The organism is Leifsonia sp. McL0618, from assembly GCF_049994905.1.
In the GTDB taxonomy this organism is placed as follows: Bacteria; Actinomycetota; Actinomycetes; order Actinomycetales; family Microbacteriaceae; genus Diaminobutyricibacter.
Genome location: NZ_CP188258.1, coordinates 613169 through 625958 on the forward strand (window position 1 = coordinate 613169; position 12790 = coordinate 625958).

A 12790-nucleotide genomic window follows, 5' to 3' on the forward strand; every position below is an offset into this window, starting at 1 on the left:
AATGGCAGGGTAGGGAGGTGCTGCGAAACAAAGTCCCCGAAGTGACGGCGATCTTCTGGATCACCAAAGTGCTTACCACCGCCATGGGCGAGACCACCTCCGACTTCCTGGTGCACCAGATCGACCCGCCCGTCGCGGTCGCCATCGGATTCGTCGTTTTCGCCGCCTCCCTGGTGCTGCAGTTCGCCGTGAAGCGGTACCTGCCGTGGGTGTACTGGTTCGCCGTCGTGATGGTGAGCGTCTTCGGCACGATGGTGGCCGACGTCATCCACGTGCAGTTCGGCGTTCCCTATGCGGTATCGACCAGCTGCTTCCTCGTCGCGCTCGCCGCGATCTTCGCGCTCTGGTATGCGACGCAGAAGACACTGTCGATCCACAGCATCAACACGCGTGCGCGCGAGATGTTCTATTGGGCAGCGGTGCTCGTGACTTTTGCGCTCGGCACGGCGGCCGGCGACCTGACGGCCACGACCTTCCACCTCGGCTACCTCGCTTCGGGCATCCTGTTCGCGGTGATCATCACCATCCCGGCGCTCGGGTTCCGGTTCTGGGGATGGAACGCCGTGTTCTCATTCTGGTTCGCGTACATCATCACGCGACCACTGGGCGCTTCGTTCTCCGACTGGCTGGGGCTCCCGCCCGAGCGCGGCGGCGTCGGCTTCGGCACAGGACTGGTCAGCGCGGTGCTGACCGTGGCGATCATCGTGTGTGTGGCAATCATGGCGCGCGACCACAATCGCGCCTCCCGGGTGCCCGCGCTCGCCGTGAACGCGCAGGCGGAGTAGCGCGGCCCCCGGGGGTGACACTTCCGGTCGAGATTGCCCTGCGGAACGGTCACTCTCGACCGGTACGGGCACTCTCGGCGAAACTGGCCGAGCGCAGCAGCGTCAGACCCCGGCCGCCGTCACAATGAAGTCGGTGGCGAAGCCGGCAGCGAGGCCGATCAGGATGCCCCAGTAGAGCGTGTACCCGCGACCCAGCTTGATGGCGACCCCGAGCAGCTGGATGAGCACGTAGATGATCGAGCCGGCCGCGAGCGCGAGGAACGTGATGGCGAGCGCGTCGTTGACGAAGAGTCCGCCGAGGATCGAGCCGAGCACGGTCGGGCCACCGCCGATCAGGCCGAGCAGCGCGAGCTGGCCCCAGCCGGGACGACGGGTTCCGCCGGCGAGAGGAGCGGTGATGCCGAAACCTTCGGTCGCGTTGTGGAGGGCGAAGCCGACCACGAGCACGACCGCAAGGCTGATCTCGCCGCTCGCGGCCGACTGGCCGATCGCGAGGCCCTCGGAGAAGTTGTGGAGCCCGATGCCGACCGCGATGAGGAAGGCGAGACGGCTGGCCGGCTCGTGCAGGTGAAGCACGCCGCCACCCGCGTCGGTGATCGTCGGATCGATCGCCTTGGCCCGGGCGCCGATGTACGTGTCGTAGGCTGCGAGACCCACCAGGCCCACGATGATGCCGCCGAGGAAGAGCGAGCTGAGCCCGATGAACGGCCACCACGACTGCGAATGGTCGAGCGCGGCCTTGGTGAGCGCGGCCTCGACGGGCTCGACGGCGTGGGTGAGCACGTCCCAGAGCAGGAAGAGGAGCACGCCGATCGTGATCGCGTTGAGCAACATTCGAACACCCACGGCGCGCGCGCCCAGCCGGCCGATGGGGAGGCCGAGGAAGATCGTCACACCGGCGATACCGCCGAGGATGGCAGCGTTGGTCAGGTTCATCGAGGGTGCTCCAGCGGCGTGGTTGGGGGTCGTTCGGGGGGCTTAGGTTACCCTAGCCTAACTTCTCCCGCGCGTCGTATCCGCGTGTCGCGGCAACCCCTGATGCAGACTTGGTCCATCGAAACCATGTCCCGCCGGGTCGCTCTCGTCGCAACCTCCGTCGCCCTCCTCCTCACTGTCACCGGATGCACTTCGGACACGTTCACGGCGATCTTCCCGTCCCCCAGCGGGTTCTCGTCCGGTCCGTCCGACGGGTCGACGCCGGCGTCGATGCCTTCCAGCGCTCCGGTCACGCCGGCGCCGCCCCCTGCGCTCGACCCGTCTGCGGCGACCGCAGACGCCCGCGTGCTCCTGGCAACCCTGCCCGTGAAGGGCAAGGCGCCGAAAACCGGTTATGACCGGGTCGGGGACTTCGGCCCCGCGTGGAAGGACATGGACCACAACGGCTGCGACACCCGCAACGACATCCTGGCGCGTGACCTGGTGGACAAGACGGAGTCCGGAACCTGCAAGGTGCTGACGGGCATCCTGCACGACCCGTACACCGGCAAGACCATCGACTTCGTGCGCGGGCCGAACTCCGCCGACGTGCAGATCGACCACCGGGTGCCGCTCGCGAACGCGTGGCAGACGGGCGCCCAGCAGCTGACCCTGCTTCAGCGGGAGCAGCTGGCGAACGACCCACTGAACCTCGTGGCCGTCGACGGCCCGACCAACGAGCGCAAATCCGATGGGGATGCGGCGACCTGGCTGCCCCCGCAGGCGTCGTACCGGTGCACGTATGTCGCAGACCAGGTGGCCGTCAAGGCGAGATACCACCTGTGGGTGGCGCCGGCCGAGCACGACGCGATCGCGCGGGTGCTCGCCGGGTGCCCGGTCATCCGCGTGCCCGTTCCGGGCCACTGACCTGCCGTCCGGCAGCTCGCCGGGGCGCGTTTCCGCCGAAGCCGGCCTCAGTCGGCGACGGCGCCGGCGGTGATGTTCACCGACGCCGCCGTGATGGGCGCAGCCTTGTCGGATGCCAGGAACACCGCGACGTCTCCCACGTTCTGCAGGGTCGCGGCACGGCCGAGCATCGTCGGTTCGACGATCGACTGCGCGATGACATCGCCATCGGGGAAATCGCGGGGCAGCGTCTCGAGCACGCCACCGGTGTGGATGGTGACGACCCGGATGCCGTGCCCGCCGAGTTCCGCCGCGAGCTGCCGGCGCATCGCATCCACCGTCTGCAGTGCCACCTGGAACCCGCCGATGTTGTAGTGCCGGACCGGATTGCGGCCGCCGTCGCCGCCGAACGCGAGGATCACCCCCGAGTGCTGACGCATCATCCGCCGCGCCGCTGCAGTGGAGGTGATGAAGAAGGAGCGCACCGACATGCGGATCGGCTGCTCGTAGTCGCCGAGCGACATCTCAACCATCGGGGTCCCCTGCACGTCGCCGACGGAGATGAGGTCGAACGCGATGTCGACGCTTCCGAAGTGGTCCGCGACCTGTGCGACGTGGTCGGCCACCTGGGTCTCGTCGAGCGCATCGACGACAGCGGTCTCCGCGTGCCCGCCGGCTGTTCGGATGTCGTCGGCCACGGCATCCAGGGTCGCCTGCGTTCGCCCGCACAGGTGAACCCGCGCACCTTCACCCGCGAACGCCCGTGCGACCGCACCGCCGATCGCACCGCCTCCACCCCAGATGATGGCGTTCTTTCCGTCCAGCAGCATCGCGCACCTCCCGATTGCGGGCCCGAAACGACCCTGTGGCAGACAGTCTGCAGACTGGCACGGAACCGCACGCCGCTCAAGAGAGGGGCGCGTACTAGGCTCCCGGATGTGGACGGGTCGACGGGCGACGATCGGGCGGTCGCCGCCGTCCGCGCAAGCTTCGAGCGTGCGCGGGCACGCCTCGCCGATGCCGCGGCCCGGGATGAGGCGCTCGCCGAGTTCGTTCCCGCACGCCGCGTGATGCTCATCACCCGCGAACCCACCATGGTGCCCGTCGCACGGGTCTGGCGGCTCGGCGTGCTGCTGCTCGGCACCACGGACGGGCTGTGGGCGACGGGCTCGATCACGCGGGTGCTCGAACCCGGGCGCCCGGCCTACCAGTCGGAGTCGGCGGAGCGCAGGCGCGCCTTCCGGGCCGCCGCCGTTCGTGGGCACTTCCCGAAGGGCGAGACCGTCAACTTCGACGCCCGGCCGATCGAACTGGACGCGGCAGCGCTCGCCGCCTCTCCTGGCCCCCTGGTGCTGGATGCGGGCCGTGCGCTGGTTCGCTGGAACGCCGCCCTCGACCCGACGTCGGCCCTGCCGCTCGACGACTACCTCGACGACCGGGTCGGCCTGCTGGTGAATCCCCCCGAGGGTGCCTAGCCGCGAGCCGCGCGTCAGCCCCGGTACGCCGCCTCGAGACCGGCGACCTCGATCTTCGACATCTGCAGCATCGCCTGCATCACGCGCTGGGCTTTCTCGCGATCGGGGTCGCTGAGGAGGCGACTCAACGCTTCAGGGACGATCTGCCACGAGAGTCCGAACCGGTCGGTGAGCCATCCGCACCGGCCGGGCGCGCCCCCATCGGCCGTGAGGGAATCCCAGTACCGATCGACTTCGGCCTGGTCGGCGCAGTGCACGAAGAGGGAGATCGCGTCGGTGAATGGATGCCCAGGTCCGGCGTTCAGCAGGTGGATCCGCTGGCCGGCCAGCTCGATCGTCGCGGTGAAGAGCGTGCCGTCCGGGCCGTTCTGACGCTCGACCACCCGTGCGCCGGGAAAGACTCCCACATACAGGTCGATGGCTTCCTGGGCGTTGTCGTCGAACCACAGGAATGGCGTGATGCTGGTCATGGATCGGTCCTTTCGTCTGACGGCGATGTCCGGAACGGTTCCGGTCGGCCGCATTACGTGAGGGGGTCGGAACGGGGTGCCCGTTCTCTACATCGCGCCGAGAATTCGTTTCGCAGGTGTGACGCATCCGATATGTTCTGGACAGTAGCAGGGTCGATCGAACAGGGGAACCTGATGAGCCAGCCATCATCGATTGCGCGGACGCTTCGCCGCCCGGTCGAGAACGCCGAATCCGTCGAATCCGTCGCGCTCCTCGGAGGAGCTGCCATCTTCATCCTCGGAGCACTGGTCGGAACGGTCTTCTTCTGGGGCCGCAACGCAGCGATCTCGGGGCCGAACTCGCTGGGGGCGTTCGTGGCGATCGGGGCCGGCTTCGTTGCGCTCGTTGCGTTCATCGCGGGCCGGCTGCTGTTACGGTCAGGCTCCGCGAGACATGAACACACCCCGATCCTGGATGACCTGAGGGCGGGCCTTCACGTTCGGAACCGGCTCGATGTGCCCGGAGCGAAACTGCACTGGTTCGACATCGCCGCCCTCGCCCTCGCGCATGCGTTTATCGCCCTGCTCGGCTGGATCGGGCTCGCAGACCTGCTCGAACGCAGTTTCATCGGGGCGGTCGTGTACACCCTGCCCGCCGCGGTGCTTGCGGGCGTGGCCCTTGCCGTGAGCAGTTACGTGGTCTTCCTGTCGGCGGTCAACCTCACGCCGATGCTGCTGTCGCTGGTGCTCGCATTATTCCTCGTCGTCGGCGCCCTCGCGAGCATGCTCAGTTCGTCGGACCCCCATTGGTGGAAGAAGAACCTCAGTGCCCTGGGTATGACGGATGACGTCTCAGCACTGGCATTCAACGTCACCCTGATCATCGCCGGAGTCATCGTCACGACCATCGCGCACTACGCCACCGCGACGATCCCCGTGCGCACGCCCGCCGAGGTGAAGGGCCGCAACCGGGTGAGGTTCGCGCTCATCGTCATCGGTGTGTGCCTCACGTGCGTCGGGGTCTTCCCGGTCGATCGTTTCTTCCTGCTCCACAACACTGTCGCCACCGGGATGACCGTCGTCTACGCGGTCATGGTGGTCGGCATCCGCTGGCTGGTCCCGGCGATGCCGCGGGTGTTCATCCTGCTCGGGTATGTCTTCGTCGGCGTGATCGCCGTGCTCGCTGTCTTCTTCGCGATCGGCTACTACAACCTGACCGCGGTCGAGCTGGTCGCGGCTGTCCTCATCTTCGGCTGGATCATCGTGTTCCTGCGCAACACGAGCGCGATGCGACCGGCAGCGGTCACCGACGAGACGGGCACGACCGACGTGTCCCACCTGGCCGGTCCGGCATCCGCACCCGCCGAGCTGTGACGTTCAGGTGCGGTCGACCACGATCTCGCCGTCGACGACCGTCAGCAGCACCGGCGAGGTGGCGAACGCATCCGGATCTGTCACGAGCGGATTGTCTGCGAAGACCGCGAGGTCCGCGCGGGCGCCGGTGACGATCGTGCCGCCGGGCTCGCCCACCGAACGCCAGTACTCGCTCGTGTAGCCCTCGAGTGCGTTGATCGCGGTGAGAGCCTGGTCGGGTCGGACCGGGGCGATGTCGGCGCGCCCGGCAGGTCTGCGCAGTTGTGCTGCCGCGATGATCTCACGCGGGTCGAACGGCGCGATCGGCCAGTCCGAGCCGAGGGCGACGATCGCTCCCCGCTCGCGCAGGTCGCGGGTGCGCCAGGCGTGGTCGGCGCGCTCGCGCCCGAGGCGCATCGACCAGTTGTCGGTCTGGTCGGCGCGCGTGTAGAGCGCGCAATGGGTGGGCTGCATGCTGGCTGCGGCGCCGGATGCGATGATCTCGTCGAGCACGACATCGGGCAGCGTCTCGATGTGCTCGATGCGGTGCACCGTGCCGTTGGCCGGCTGGGCGCCGATCGTGCGGGCGACGAACGAGATGCCTTGGTCGCCGATCGCATGCGTCGCCGTCGCGATCCCGCGCTCGTGGAAGAACGCGAGTGCGGTCGCGTATTCGGCCGGCTCCAGCCAGAGGGATTCAGTCGACTCGCCGTGCGTGTCCGGCTCGAAAAGCCAGGCCGTGCCGTTGTCGACCGTGCCGTCGATCATGAGTTTGATGCCGTCGACGTGCCACCGGCGGCCCGACCGGCCCTGCAGCGCGGCACGCTGCTCGAGGTCGTCGTGCGTGTGCCCGGGCATGATCCACGGCGACACCCGGAGGCGGATCGCGAGCTCGCCGCGCCGCTCGAGCTCTTCGAGGATCTCGAACGTGTCCTCCGCACCGAGGTCCAGCATCTGGCCGCCGGTCAGTCCGGTCTCCGCCATGCTGCGAAACAGTGCCTGCGCCGCGTCGACGCGCTCGCCGAAGCTCAGTTCGGGCAGCAGCGTGCGCACGAGCTCCTGCGCCGAGAGCTCGAACAGCATCCCGGTGGGGGTTCCGGATGCGTCCACGCCGACGCGAGCGGCATCCTGGAACGTCTCCCGCCCCGTCACTCCGGCGGCCGCGAGCGCGGGATTCGAGACGAGCGCCGAATGGCCGTCGAACAGCATCAGGAAGACGAGCCGGTCATCCGCTATCCCGTCGAAGAGGCTGTTGTCGAACGCGCCCCCGTCGAAGACCGCGGGGTCGAGCCCCCAGCCGACGATCCAGTGGTCGGCTTCGCCGGGCTGCGTCGCGACGTACTCGGCGAGCGCGCGGCGTGCGGCATCCCGGTTCGTGATGCCGGACAGGTCGAGGCCGCGGGCCATCTCGATGCCCATGATCGGGTGGATGTGGGCGTCGACGAGTCCAGCCGTGAGCGTCGCGTCGCCCGTGTCCACGACCCGTTCGGCGGATGCGCTCCACTCGGCGAGCTCAGGCGCTGTGCCGATGTGGACGATGTTTCCGTCGCGGATGGCGACGAAGGCAGCATCTTCACGGTCGCCCGCGAGGGCACGCGGGGTCAGGATCGTCCCGGCGCGCACAACGAGATCGGTGCGCTCAGACATGCGATGCACCTGCGCCGGTGGCCCGGACCTTCGCATCCACGGCGTCCGCCGGATCCTCTTCGGCGGACCCGCCGATGCCCGCGTAGACCTCGGGTCGGGTGCGCTTCCAGACGACGGCGAGGATCACGCCGACGAGGAAGGTGATCGGGATGGCCGCGAGCACGATCGTGTCGACGACAGGTCCGCCGGAGGTCAGCAGATCGATCGACGAGCAGAGCACGTAGAGCACGACGATCTGCGCGATGCCCGCGACGACCGCGCACGGGATGACGTACCAGGCCCGCGGCAGGTCACGCCGGCGAACGAAGAAGACGACGACCGCGACGCAGGTGATCACCTGCAGCAGGATGATGCCGAGCACACCGGGGCTGTTCACCCAGAGCAGGAGCTGCAGGTAGGGGTCGCCGTTGGCGATCGCGAAGATGCCGACCACGATGACGGCGAGCACGGTCTGCACGATGCCCGAGACGTAGGGCGATCCCGTCTTCGGGTTGGTGCGGTGCAGGATGCGCGGCAGCACCCGGTCACGGGCGAGAGAGTACGTATACCGGTTGATCGCGTTGTGGAAGGCGAGCTGCGAGGCGTAGACGCTCGTGAGGATCAGCAGGTACATGACCAGTTCGGCCCACGGACCGAGGTAATGCCCGGCCTGAGCGAAGACGAGGCCGGCGGTGTCTTTGCCCGCTGCCGCCTGGGCGTTGGTCTCGCCGACGGCGATGACGACCGCCCAGATCACGAAACCATAGAAGATGGCCATGAACGCGACGGAGATGTACGTGGCGCGGGGGATGGTGCGGTTGGGGTTGCGCGCTTCCTCGCGGTAGAGCGCGGTCGACTCGAAGCCCATGAAGGCCGCGAAGCCGACGCCGAGGATGGCGAACATCCCCGGGTTGAACAGCGCAGTGGGGTTGAACGTGCCGAAGGTGATTCCCTGCGCGCCGCCCTGCACGAGCACCGCGATCGCGAAGATCACGAGGATGAGCGATTCGGCCACGAGCAGCACGCCGAGGACTTTCGCGCCGATGTCGACGCCGCGGTAGGCGACGATGAAGACGGCGAGGATGCCGACGAGCGCGATGACCCACCAGGGCACGTCGATGCCGAACTCGTTCTTCAGCAGGTCGTGGCCCTGCGCACCGAGCAGGCCGTAGAGGCCGATCTGCAGGGCGTTGTACGACACGAGCGCGACGAAGGAGGAGCCGAGGCCCACGGCCTTGCCGAGGGCGTGCGTGATGTACGTGTAGAAGCCGCCGAGCGCCTTCACATAACGGGTCATAGCCATGAAGGCGATCGCGAAGATGCCGAGGATGATGCCGGCGATCGTGTAGACCACCGGCGCCCCGATTCCGCCGATGAGGATGGCCAGCGGTGCGACGCCGGCAACGATCGTGAGGGGGGCCGCGGCCGAGATGACCATGAAGACGATGCCCCAGGTTCCGAGGGCGTTCTTTCGCAGGCCTTCGGACTGCGGTGCGGCGGCGTCGGCCGACGTGCCGGCCCTGGCCGGCGGGGCGGATAGTTCGGTGGATTCCATGGGGGCTCCTCTAGACAACGTTGTCGATTACCTCAGAGCAAGGTGAATCGATTATGCATGACATCGTCCAGTTTGCAAAACCGATTAATCATGGAGAATTCCGAACCGTTTCGAATGTGTTAACTCTCAGATCGACGCGAGGACTCGCGAACGATCAGCGAGACTGGCATCTCGACCGAGCGCCCGGGCTCTCCCGTTCCCTCGATTGCTTCGGCCAGAAGCTGCATGCAGCGCCTGCCGAACTCCCGCGGATGCAGGTCGAGCGCCGTCACCGACGGCTGGATGGTCGCCAGGGGGTCGCTGTCGACATAGCTCGCCAGCAGGAGGTCGCGGCCGACGTCGATCCCCGCAGCACGGAGCGAGTCCAGGGCGATCACAGCCGTTCCTTCTGCCGCCGTCACCAGCGCATCCACGCCGTCAAGATCGGCGAAGAGTTCGTCGCACTGCATGCGGACTTCTTCCGTGGTCGTGTGGAACGACGTGAACAGGATGCGCGGGGCGACACCCTTCTCGGCGCACCACGCCTCGTAGCCCTCCCGCATCTCGCGACCCCACGCGATGATCCCGACCGGGAGCAGGCATGCGGGGCGCCGCGCCCCTTCACTCCAGAGGTGGTCGAGCAGCAGCCGCATTCCTGCACCGTGATCGGTGAACACCGTGGCCGACGGTTCGGGCATTCCGGGCGGCGCACCTTCACCGCTCACGACCGGCCGACGACCACCGAGCAGCCGCGCAGCGATCGGGTCGTCATCGATCGGGTCGATCATGATGAATCCGTCGAGATGTTCGAGGATGCCGGTCTTCGGTTCGAAGACGGTCGGCATGAGTGTGACCAGCAGGTCGTCCTGCTGACCTTGCGCGACAGCGCCGAAGGCGACATCCATGTAATAGCGGAAGCTCAGGGTGTGGTCGGGAACGTACAGTCCCACCGAACCGGATCGCGCGGTGCGGAGGGCTCGGGCGGTCGGGTTCGCGACGTAGCCGAGTTCGCTCGCGGCATCCTGAACACGCTGGCGCGTCGCCGGGGCCATCCGCCCTTTGCCGGTGAGCGCGAGGGATGCCGTAGCGCGTGAGACACCGGCCCGGTCCGCGACATGCTGGAGGGTGGTGACGGTCTGCTCCGAAAGCGCTGGGTGCTGCACGTGGCTCAGTTTAGGTCGTGGGTTGCTTTGCGCCCGGCGAGGGGTGCGAAAAGTGGGGTGCTACTCTCGCGGCTACTTGTCCTTGCCCTTGCCGGGACCGTTGTCCTTGCCGGGACCATTGTCATTGCCGGAACCATTGTCCTTGCCAGGCCCGTTGCCACTGCTGGGTCCAGTGTTGTTGACGGGAGCGGTCGTCGGCGGTGCCGACGGCGTGGCCACCGGTGCAGGCGTGGTGTGCGACGGAGTCGTGGTTGGCGGGGCGGCAGCCTGCGGACCGTTGAGAAGCATGCTCGCGCCGAGGACGAGCGCGATGATGAGTGCGCCGGCCCCCGCGAGGATGGCGACCAGCCGGCCCCGCCTGGGGCTGTCGTTCCGCGTCGCGGTTTCCCCGAACTCCGTCGTTGCGGCCATGGGCTCGGTGGGGGGAGGGGGTGAAGCGGCCGATACTGCGCCGGGCAGGCCTGGGCTCGCCGGTCCGGCGCCAGCAGCGCCGGCCCCAGCCAGTCCTGCCACAGCGATGCCCGCGCCAGCCAGTCCTGCGCCGGCGAGGGCCGCGCCTCCTGGAGCTGCGGAGTCCGTCGTGGCAGCTACGGGCATCCGCACCGTCGGCGGAAGCATCGCCACCGTCGCAGCGGTGACGGCACTTTCGTCACCGGCGGAACCCCATCCGTTGAGCTCGTCCGCGATCTCGCGGGTGGTGATGGCGACTTCGAGCGAGTTCGGACGCATCGCAGGGTCGCGCGCGGTCATCTGGCCGAGGAGTGACGCCCAGGCGACCGGAAGATCCTCCGGAATGGCGGGGTCGCGGGCCAGCCTGGCGCTCACCGCCTCGACTGCATTGCCGGGAAACACCTTCTCGCCGGTCAGGCATTCGATCACCACGAGCCCGAGGGCGTAGACGTCGGATGCCGCGCCCGGCCGCTCGCCGGTGGCCTGCTCCGGGCTGAGGTAGCCGGCTGTGCCGATGACGAGGCCGGCTGTGGTCATCCGCTCGGCTCCGAGAAGGTGTGCGATACCGAAATCGGCGAGCTTCGCATGATACGGCGGCGACGGCAGCCCGGTGGGGGCGAGCAGGATGTTCGCCGGCTTGAGGTCGCGATGCACGATGCCGAGGGAGTGCACGGCGACCAGCGCTTCGGCAATCTCGCAGGCGATCTGGGCGGCGGCCTCGCCGGAGAGCGGCCACCGTTCCAGCTCGGTACGCAGGTCGGGACCCTCGACGAGCTCCATCACGAGAAAGCTCGGCGCCTCCGAGTCGGCCGGAGCGAGGTGCGCGTCATGGAGCGTGACGAGGTTGGGGTGATTCAGGCGCGCGAGCAGACCCACCTCGGCGCGCCGACGCTCATCGTCGTCGGCGGCGCCGGGCGCGAAGACTTTGATCGCGACGAAACGTTCGAGGCTGGTGTCCCAGGCGCGGTACACCGCCCCCATGCCGCCGCGGCCGATGACATCGCGGAGCTCGTAGCGGTCGGCGAGCTTCTGTCCGATGCCCTGATCAGCGTCGTCCATCGGTCCCTTCCGTATGCCATGCGGCTCCCGGCTTCGACAGTAGGCGCATGTTGCCGGGGTTTCCAGCGGAACGACCAGTCTGGAACGATCAGTCGCCGGGAACGGGCGCGGGGACGCGGCCGGCCGTGGAATCGGCCGTCGAGGCGGGCTCGAGCGGAGCATCCGTCTTCTCCGACCGCACGAAGCCGATACCGACCAGGATGAGCACGCCGCCGATCAGTTGCGGAATCGTGAGGCGCTCGCCGAGCAGCAGCCACGCATAGAAGGTGGCCGCGACGACCTCGAGCAGCCCCGTGAACGATGCGAGCCGCGAACCGAGCATTTCGCTGGCGGTGATGCTCGCCGCATACGCGATCGCGGTCGCGACCACACCGACGATGAGCAGAGGTATCCACCAGGCGACCGCGTTGCCGAACAGCTGCACGTCGCCGAAGGTCGCGGTGAACGGAACGAGCCCCGTCGCGCCGACGATCGCGAGCACCGCGCCGCCGATGAGCAGGCCGAAACCGGCGAGCGCGACGGGCGGCAGGCCGTCGTTGGGGCGCGCGGCGATCACGTAGTAGCCGGCGCAGCCGACCATCGCGGCGACCGCGAACGCAAGGCCGAGCACGTCGAAACTGCCGGCTCCACCGGGGGCGACCACCAGCACCAGGCCGACCAGCGCGACGACCGAGCCGATCAGCACGACAGCCTTCGGCACCCGCCGCGTGCTCACCCAGGCGACGGCGACCAGCAGCAGCGGAGCCATGTACTCGATCAGGATGCTCGTGCCCACCGGGATGCGCTGGATGGCCGCGAAATACACGAGCTGCGTTCCGGCAACGCCGACCAGGGACATGCCGAGCACCCGCCAGCGTGAACGCCAGAGCACGCCCCAGTTGCCGCGCACGGACAGGATCGCGAACGGCGCGAGCACGATGCCACCGGTGAGCGCGCGCACGGTGACGGCAGCGGCCGGGCTCCAGCCCGCCTCGAGCAGCGGCTTGATGAACGCCCCGGACATGCCGAACGTGGCGGCGGAGACGACCGCGATGACGAGACCGACGGATGTCGATGACCGTTTCATGAGGAATCC

At 68.2% G+C, this 12790-nt stretch carries 12 protein-coding genes; 4 read left to right on the forward strand and 8 right to left on the reverse strand.

Annotation, left to right across the window (positions count from 1 at the left end):
- Positions 1 to 17 precede the first annotated feature (17 nt).
- Positions 18 to 785 (forward strand): hypothetical protein, encoded by a 768-nt coding sequence (locus tag ACPPVQ_RS02910; RefSeq protein WP_426518457.1) that lies wholly within the window; start codon positions 18 to 20, stop codon positions 783 to 785.
- Between the two features lie 102 nt (positions 786 to 887).
- On the opposite strand, the gene ACPPVQ_RS02915 is transcribed toward ACPPVQ_RS02910, so the two are convergent.
- Positions 888 to 1721, reverse strand: a complete 834-nt coding sequence (locus ACPPVQ_RS02915) for a ZIP family metal transporter (RefSeq protein ID WP_426518459.1) — start codon at positions 1719 to 1721, stop codon at positions 888 to 890.
- Between the two features lie 102 nt (positions 1722 to 1823).
- Between ACPPVQ_RS02915 and ACPPVQ_RS02920 the strand changes: the two genes are divergently transcribed.
- Positions 1824 to 2627, forward strand: a complete 804-nt coding sequence (locus ACPPVQ_RS02920; protein ID WP_426518461.1) for an HNH endonuclease family protein — start codon at positions 1824 to 1826, stop codon at positions 2625 to 2627.
- 47 nt (positions 2628 to 2674) lie between these two features.
- On the opposite strand, the gene ACPPVQ_RS02925 is transcribed toward ACPPVQ_RS02920, so the two are convergent.
- The gene (locus ACPPVQ_RS02925; protein ID WP_426518463.1) at positions 2675 to 3436 is read right to left on the reverse strand and encodes an SDR family NAD(P)-dependent oxidoreductase; all 762 of its coding nucleotides are present in this window, start codon (positions 3434 to 3436) and stop codon (positions 2675 to 2677) included.
- Between the two features lie 108 nt (positions 3437 to 3544).
- Here ACPPVQ_RS02925 and ACPPVQ_RS02930 point away from each other — a divergent pair, with 108 nt between their 5' ends.
- Complete coding sequence (locus tag ACPPVQ_RS02930; protein ID WP_426518465.1) at positions 3545 to 4081, forward strand: hypothetical protein; 537 nt, start codon at positions 3545 to 3547, stop codon at positions 4079 to 4081.
- A gap of 14 nt (positions 4082 to 4095) precedes the next feature.
- On the opposite strand, the gene ACPPVQ_RS02935 is transcribed toward ACPPVQ_RS02930, so the two are convergent.
- Complete coding sequence (locus ACPPVQ_RS02935; RefSeq protein WP_426518467.1) at positions 4096 to 4551, reverse strand: VOC family protein; 456 nt, start codon at positions 4549 to 4551, stop codon at positions 4096 to 4098.
- A 174-nt stretch (positions 4552 to 4725) separates the two neighbouring features.
- Between ACPPVQ_RS02935 and ACPPVQ_RS02940 the strand changes: the two genes are divergently transcribed.
- Entirely contained in the window at positions 4726 to 5904 is a 1179-nt protein-coding gene (locus ACPPVQ_RS02940) for a DUF998 domain-containing protein (protein ID WP_426518469.1), read from the forward strand.
- A 3-nt stretch (positions 5905 to 5907) separates the two neighbouring features.
- Here the strand turns inward: ACPPVQ_RS02940 and ACPPVQ_RS02945 are convergent, their stop codons facing one another.
- From ACPPVQ_RS02945 to ACPPVQ_RS02965, 5 genes are all read right to left on the reverse strand, one after another.
- Positions 5908 to 7530 (reverse strand): amidohydrolase, encoded by a 1623-nt coding sequence (locus tag ACPPVQ_RS02945; RefSeq protein ID WP_426518471.1) that lies wholly within the window; start codon positions 7528 to 7530, stop codon positions 5908 to 5910.
- Positions 7523 to 9064 carry an APC family permease gene (locus ACPPVQ_RS02950; RefSeq protein ID WP_426518473.1) on the reverse strand — a complete coding sequence of 514 codons (1542 nt, stop codon included), beginning with the start codon at positions 9062 to 9064 and terminating at the stop codon, positions 7523 to 7525. The genes ACPPVQ_RS02945 and ACPPVQ_RS02950 overlap by 8 nt, the downstream gene beginning before the upstream one ends.
- 119 nt (positions 9065 to 9183) lie before the next feature.
- The gene (locus ACPPVQ_RS02955; RefSeq protein WP_426518475.1) at positions 9184 to 10206 is read right to left on the reverse strand and encodes a LacI family DNA-binding transcriptional regulator; all 1023 of its coding nucleotides are present in this window, start codon (positions 10204 to 10206) and stop codon (positions 9184 to 9186) included.
- Positions 10207 to 10278: 72 nt separating this feature from the next.
- A complete protein-coding gene (locus ACPPVQ_RS02960) occupies positions 10279 to 11715 on the reverse strand; it encodes a serine/threonine-protein kinase (protein ID WP_426518477.1) in 1437 nt (478 codons plus the stop codon).
- Positions 11716 to 11803: 88 nt separating this feature from the next.
- A complete protein-coding gene (locus ACPPVQ_RS02965; RefSeq protein ID WP_426518479.1) occupies positions 11804 to 12781 on the reverse strand; it encodes an EamA family transporter in 978 nt (325 codons plus the stop codon).
- Positions 12782 to 12790 lie beyond the last annotated feature (9 nt).

What these genes read in the sequence shown, in the direction of transcription:
- ACPPVQ_RS02945 (WP_426518471.1), bottom strand. Translation starts at nt 7,530, where the DNA reads ATGTCTGAGCGCACCGATCTCGTTGTGCGCGCCGGGACGATCCTGACC.
- ACPPVQ_RS02925 (WP_426518463.1), bottom strand. Translation starts at nt 3,436, where the DNA reads ATGCTGCTGGACGGAAAGAACGCCATCATCTGGGGTGGAGGCGGTGCG.
- ACPPVQ_RS02920 (WP_426518461.1), top strand. Translation starts at nt 1,824, where the DNA reads ATGCAGACTTGGTCCATCGAAACCATGTCCCGCCGGGTCGCTCTCGTC.
- ACPPVQ_RS02950 (WP_426518473.1), bottom strand. Translation starts at nt 9,064, where the DNA reads ATGGAATCCACCGAACTATCCGCCCCGCCGGCCAGGGCCGGCACGTCG.
- ACPPVQ_RS02965 (WP_426518479.1), bottom strand. Translation starts at nt 12,781, where the DNA reads ATGAAACGGTCATCGACATCCGTCGGTCTCGTCATCGCGGTCGTCTCC.
- ACPPVQ_RS02935 (WP_426518467.1), bottom strand. Translation starts at nt 4,551, where the DNA reads ATGACCAGCATCACGCCATTCCTGTGGTTCGACGACAACGCCCAGGAA.
- ACPPVQ_RS02960 (WP_426518477.1), bottom strand. Translation starts at nt 11,715, where the DNA reads ATGGACGACGCTGATCAGGGCATCGGACAGAAGCTCGCCGACCGCTAC.
- ACPPVQ_RS02915 (WP_426518459.1), bottom strand. Translation starts at nt 1,721, where the DNA reads ATGAACCTGACCAACGCTGCCATCCTCGGCGGTATCGCCGGTGTGACG.
- ACPPVQ_RS02940 (WP_426518469.1), top strand. Translation starts at nt 4,726, where the DNA reads ATGAGCCAGCCATCATCGATTGCGCGGACGCTTCGCCGCCCGGTCGAG.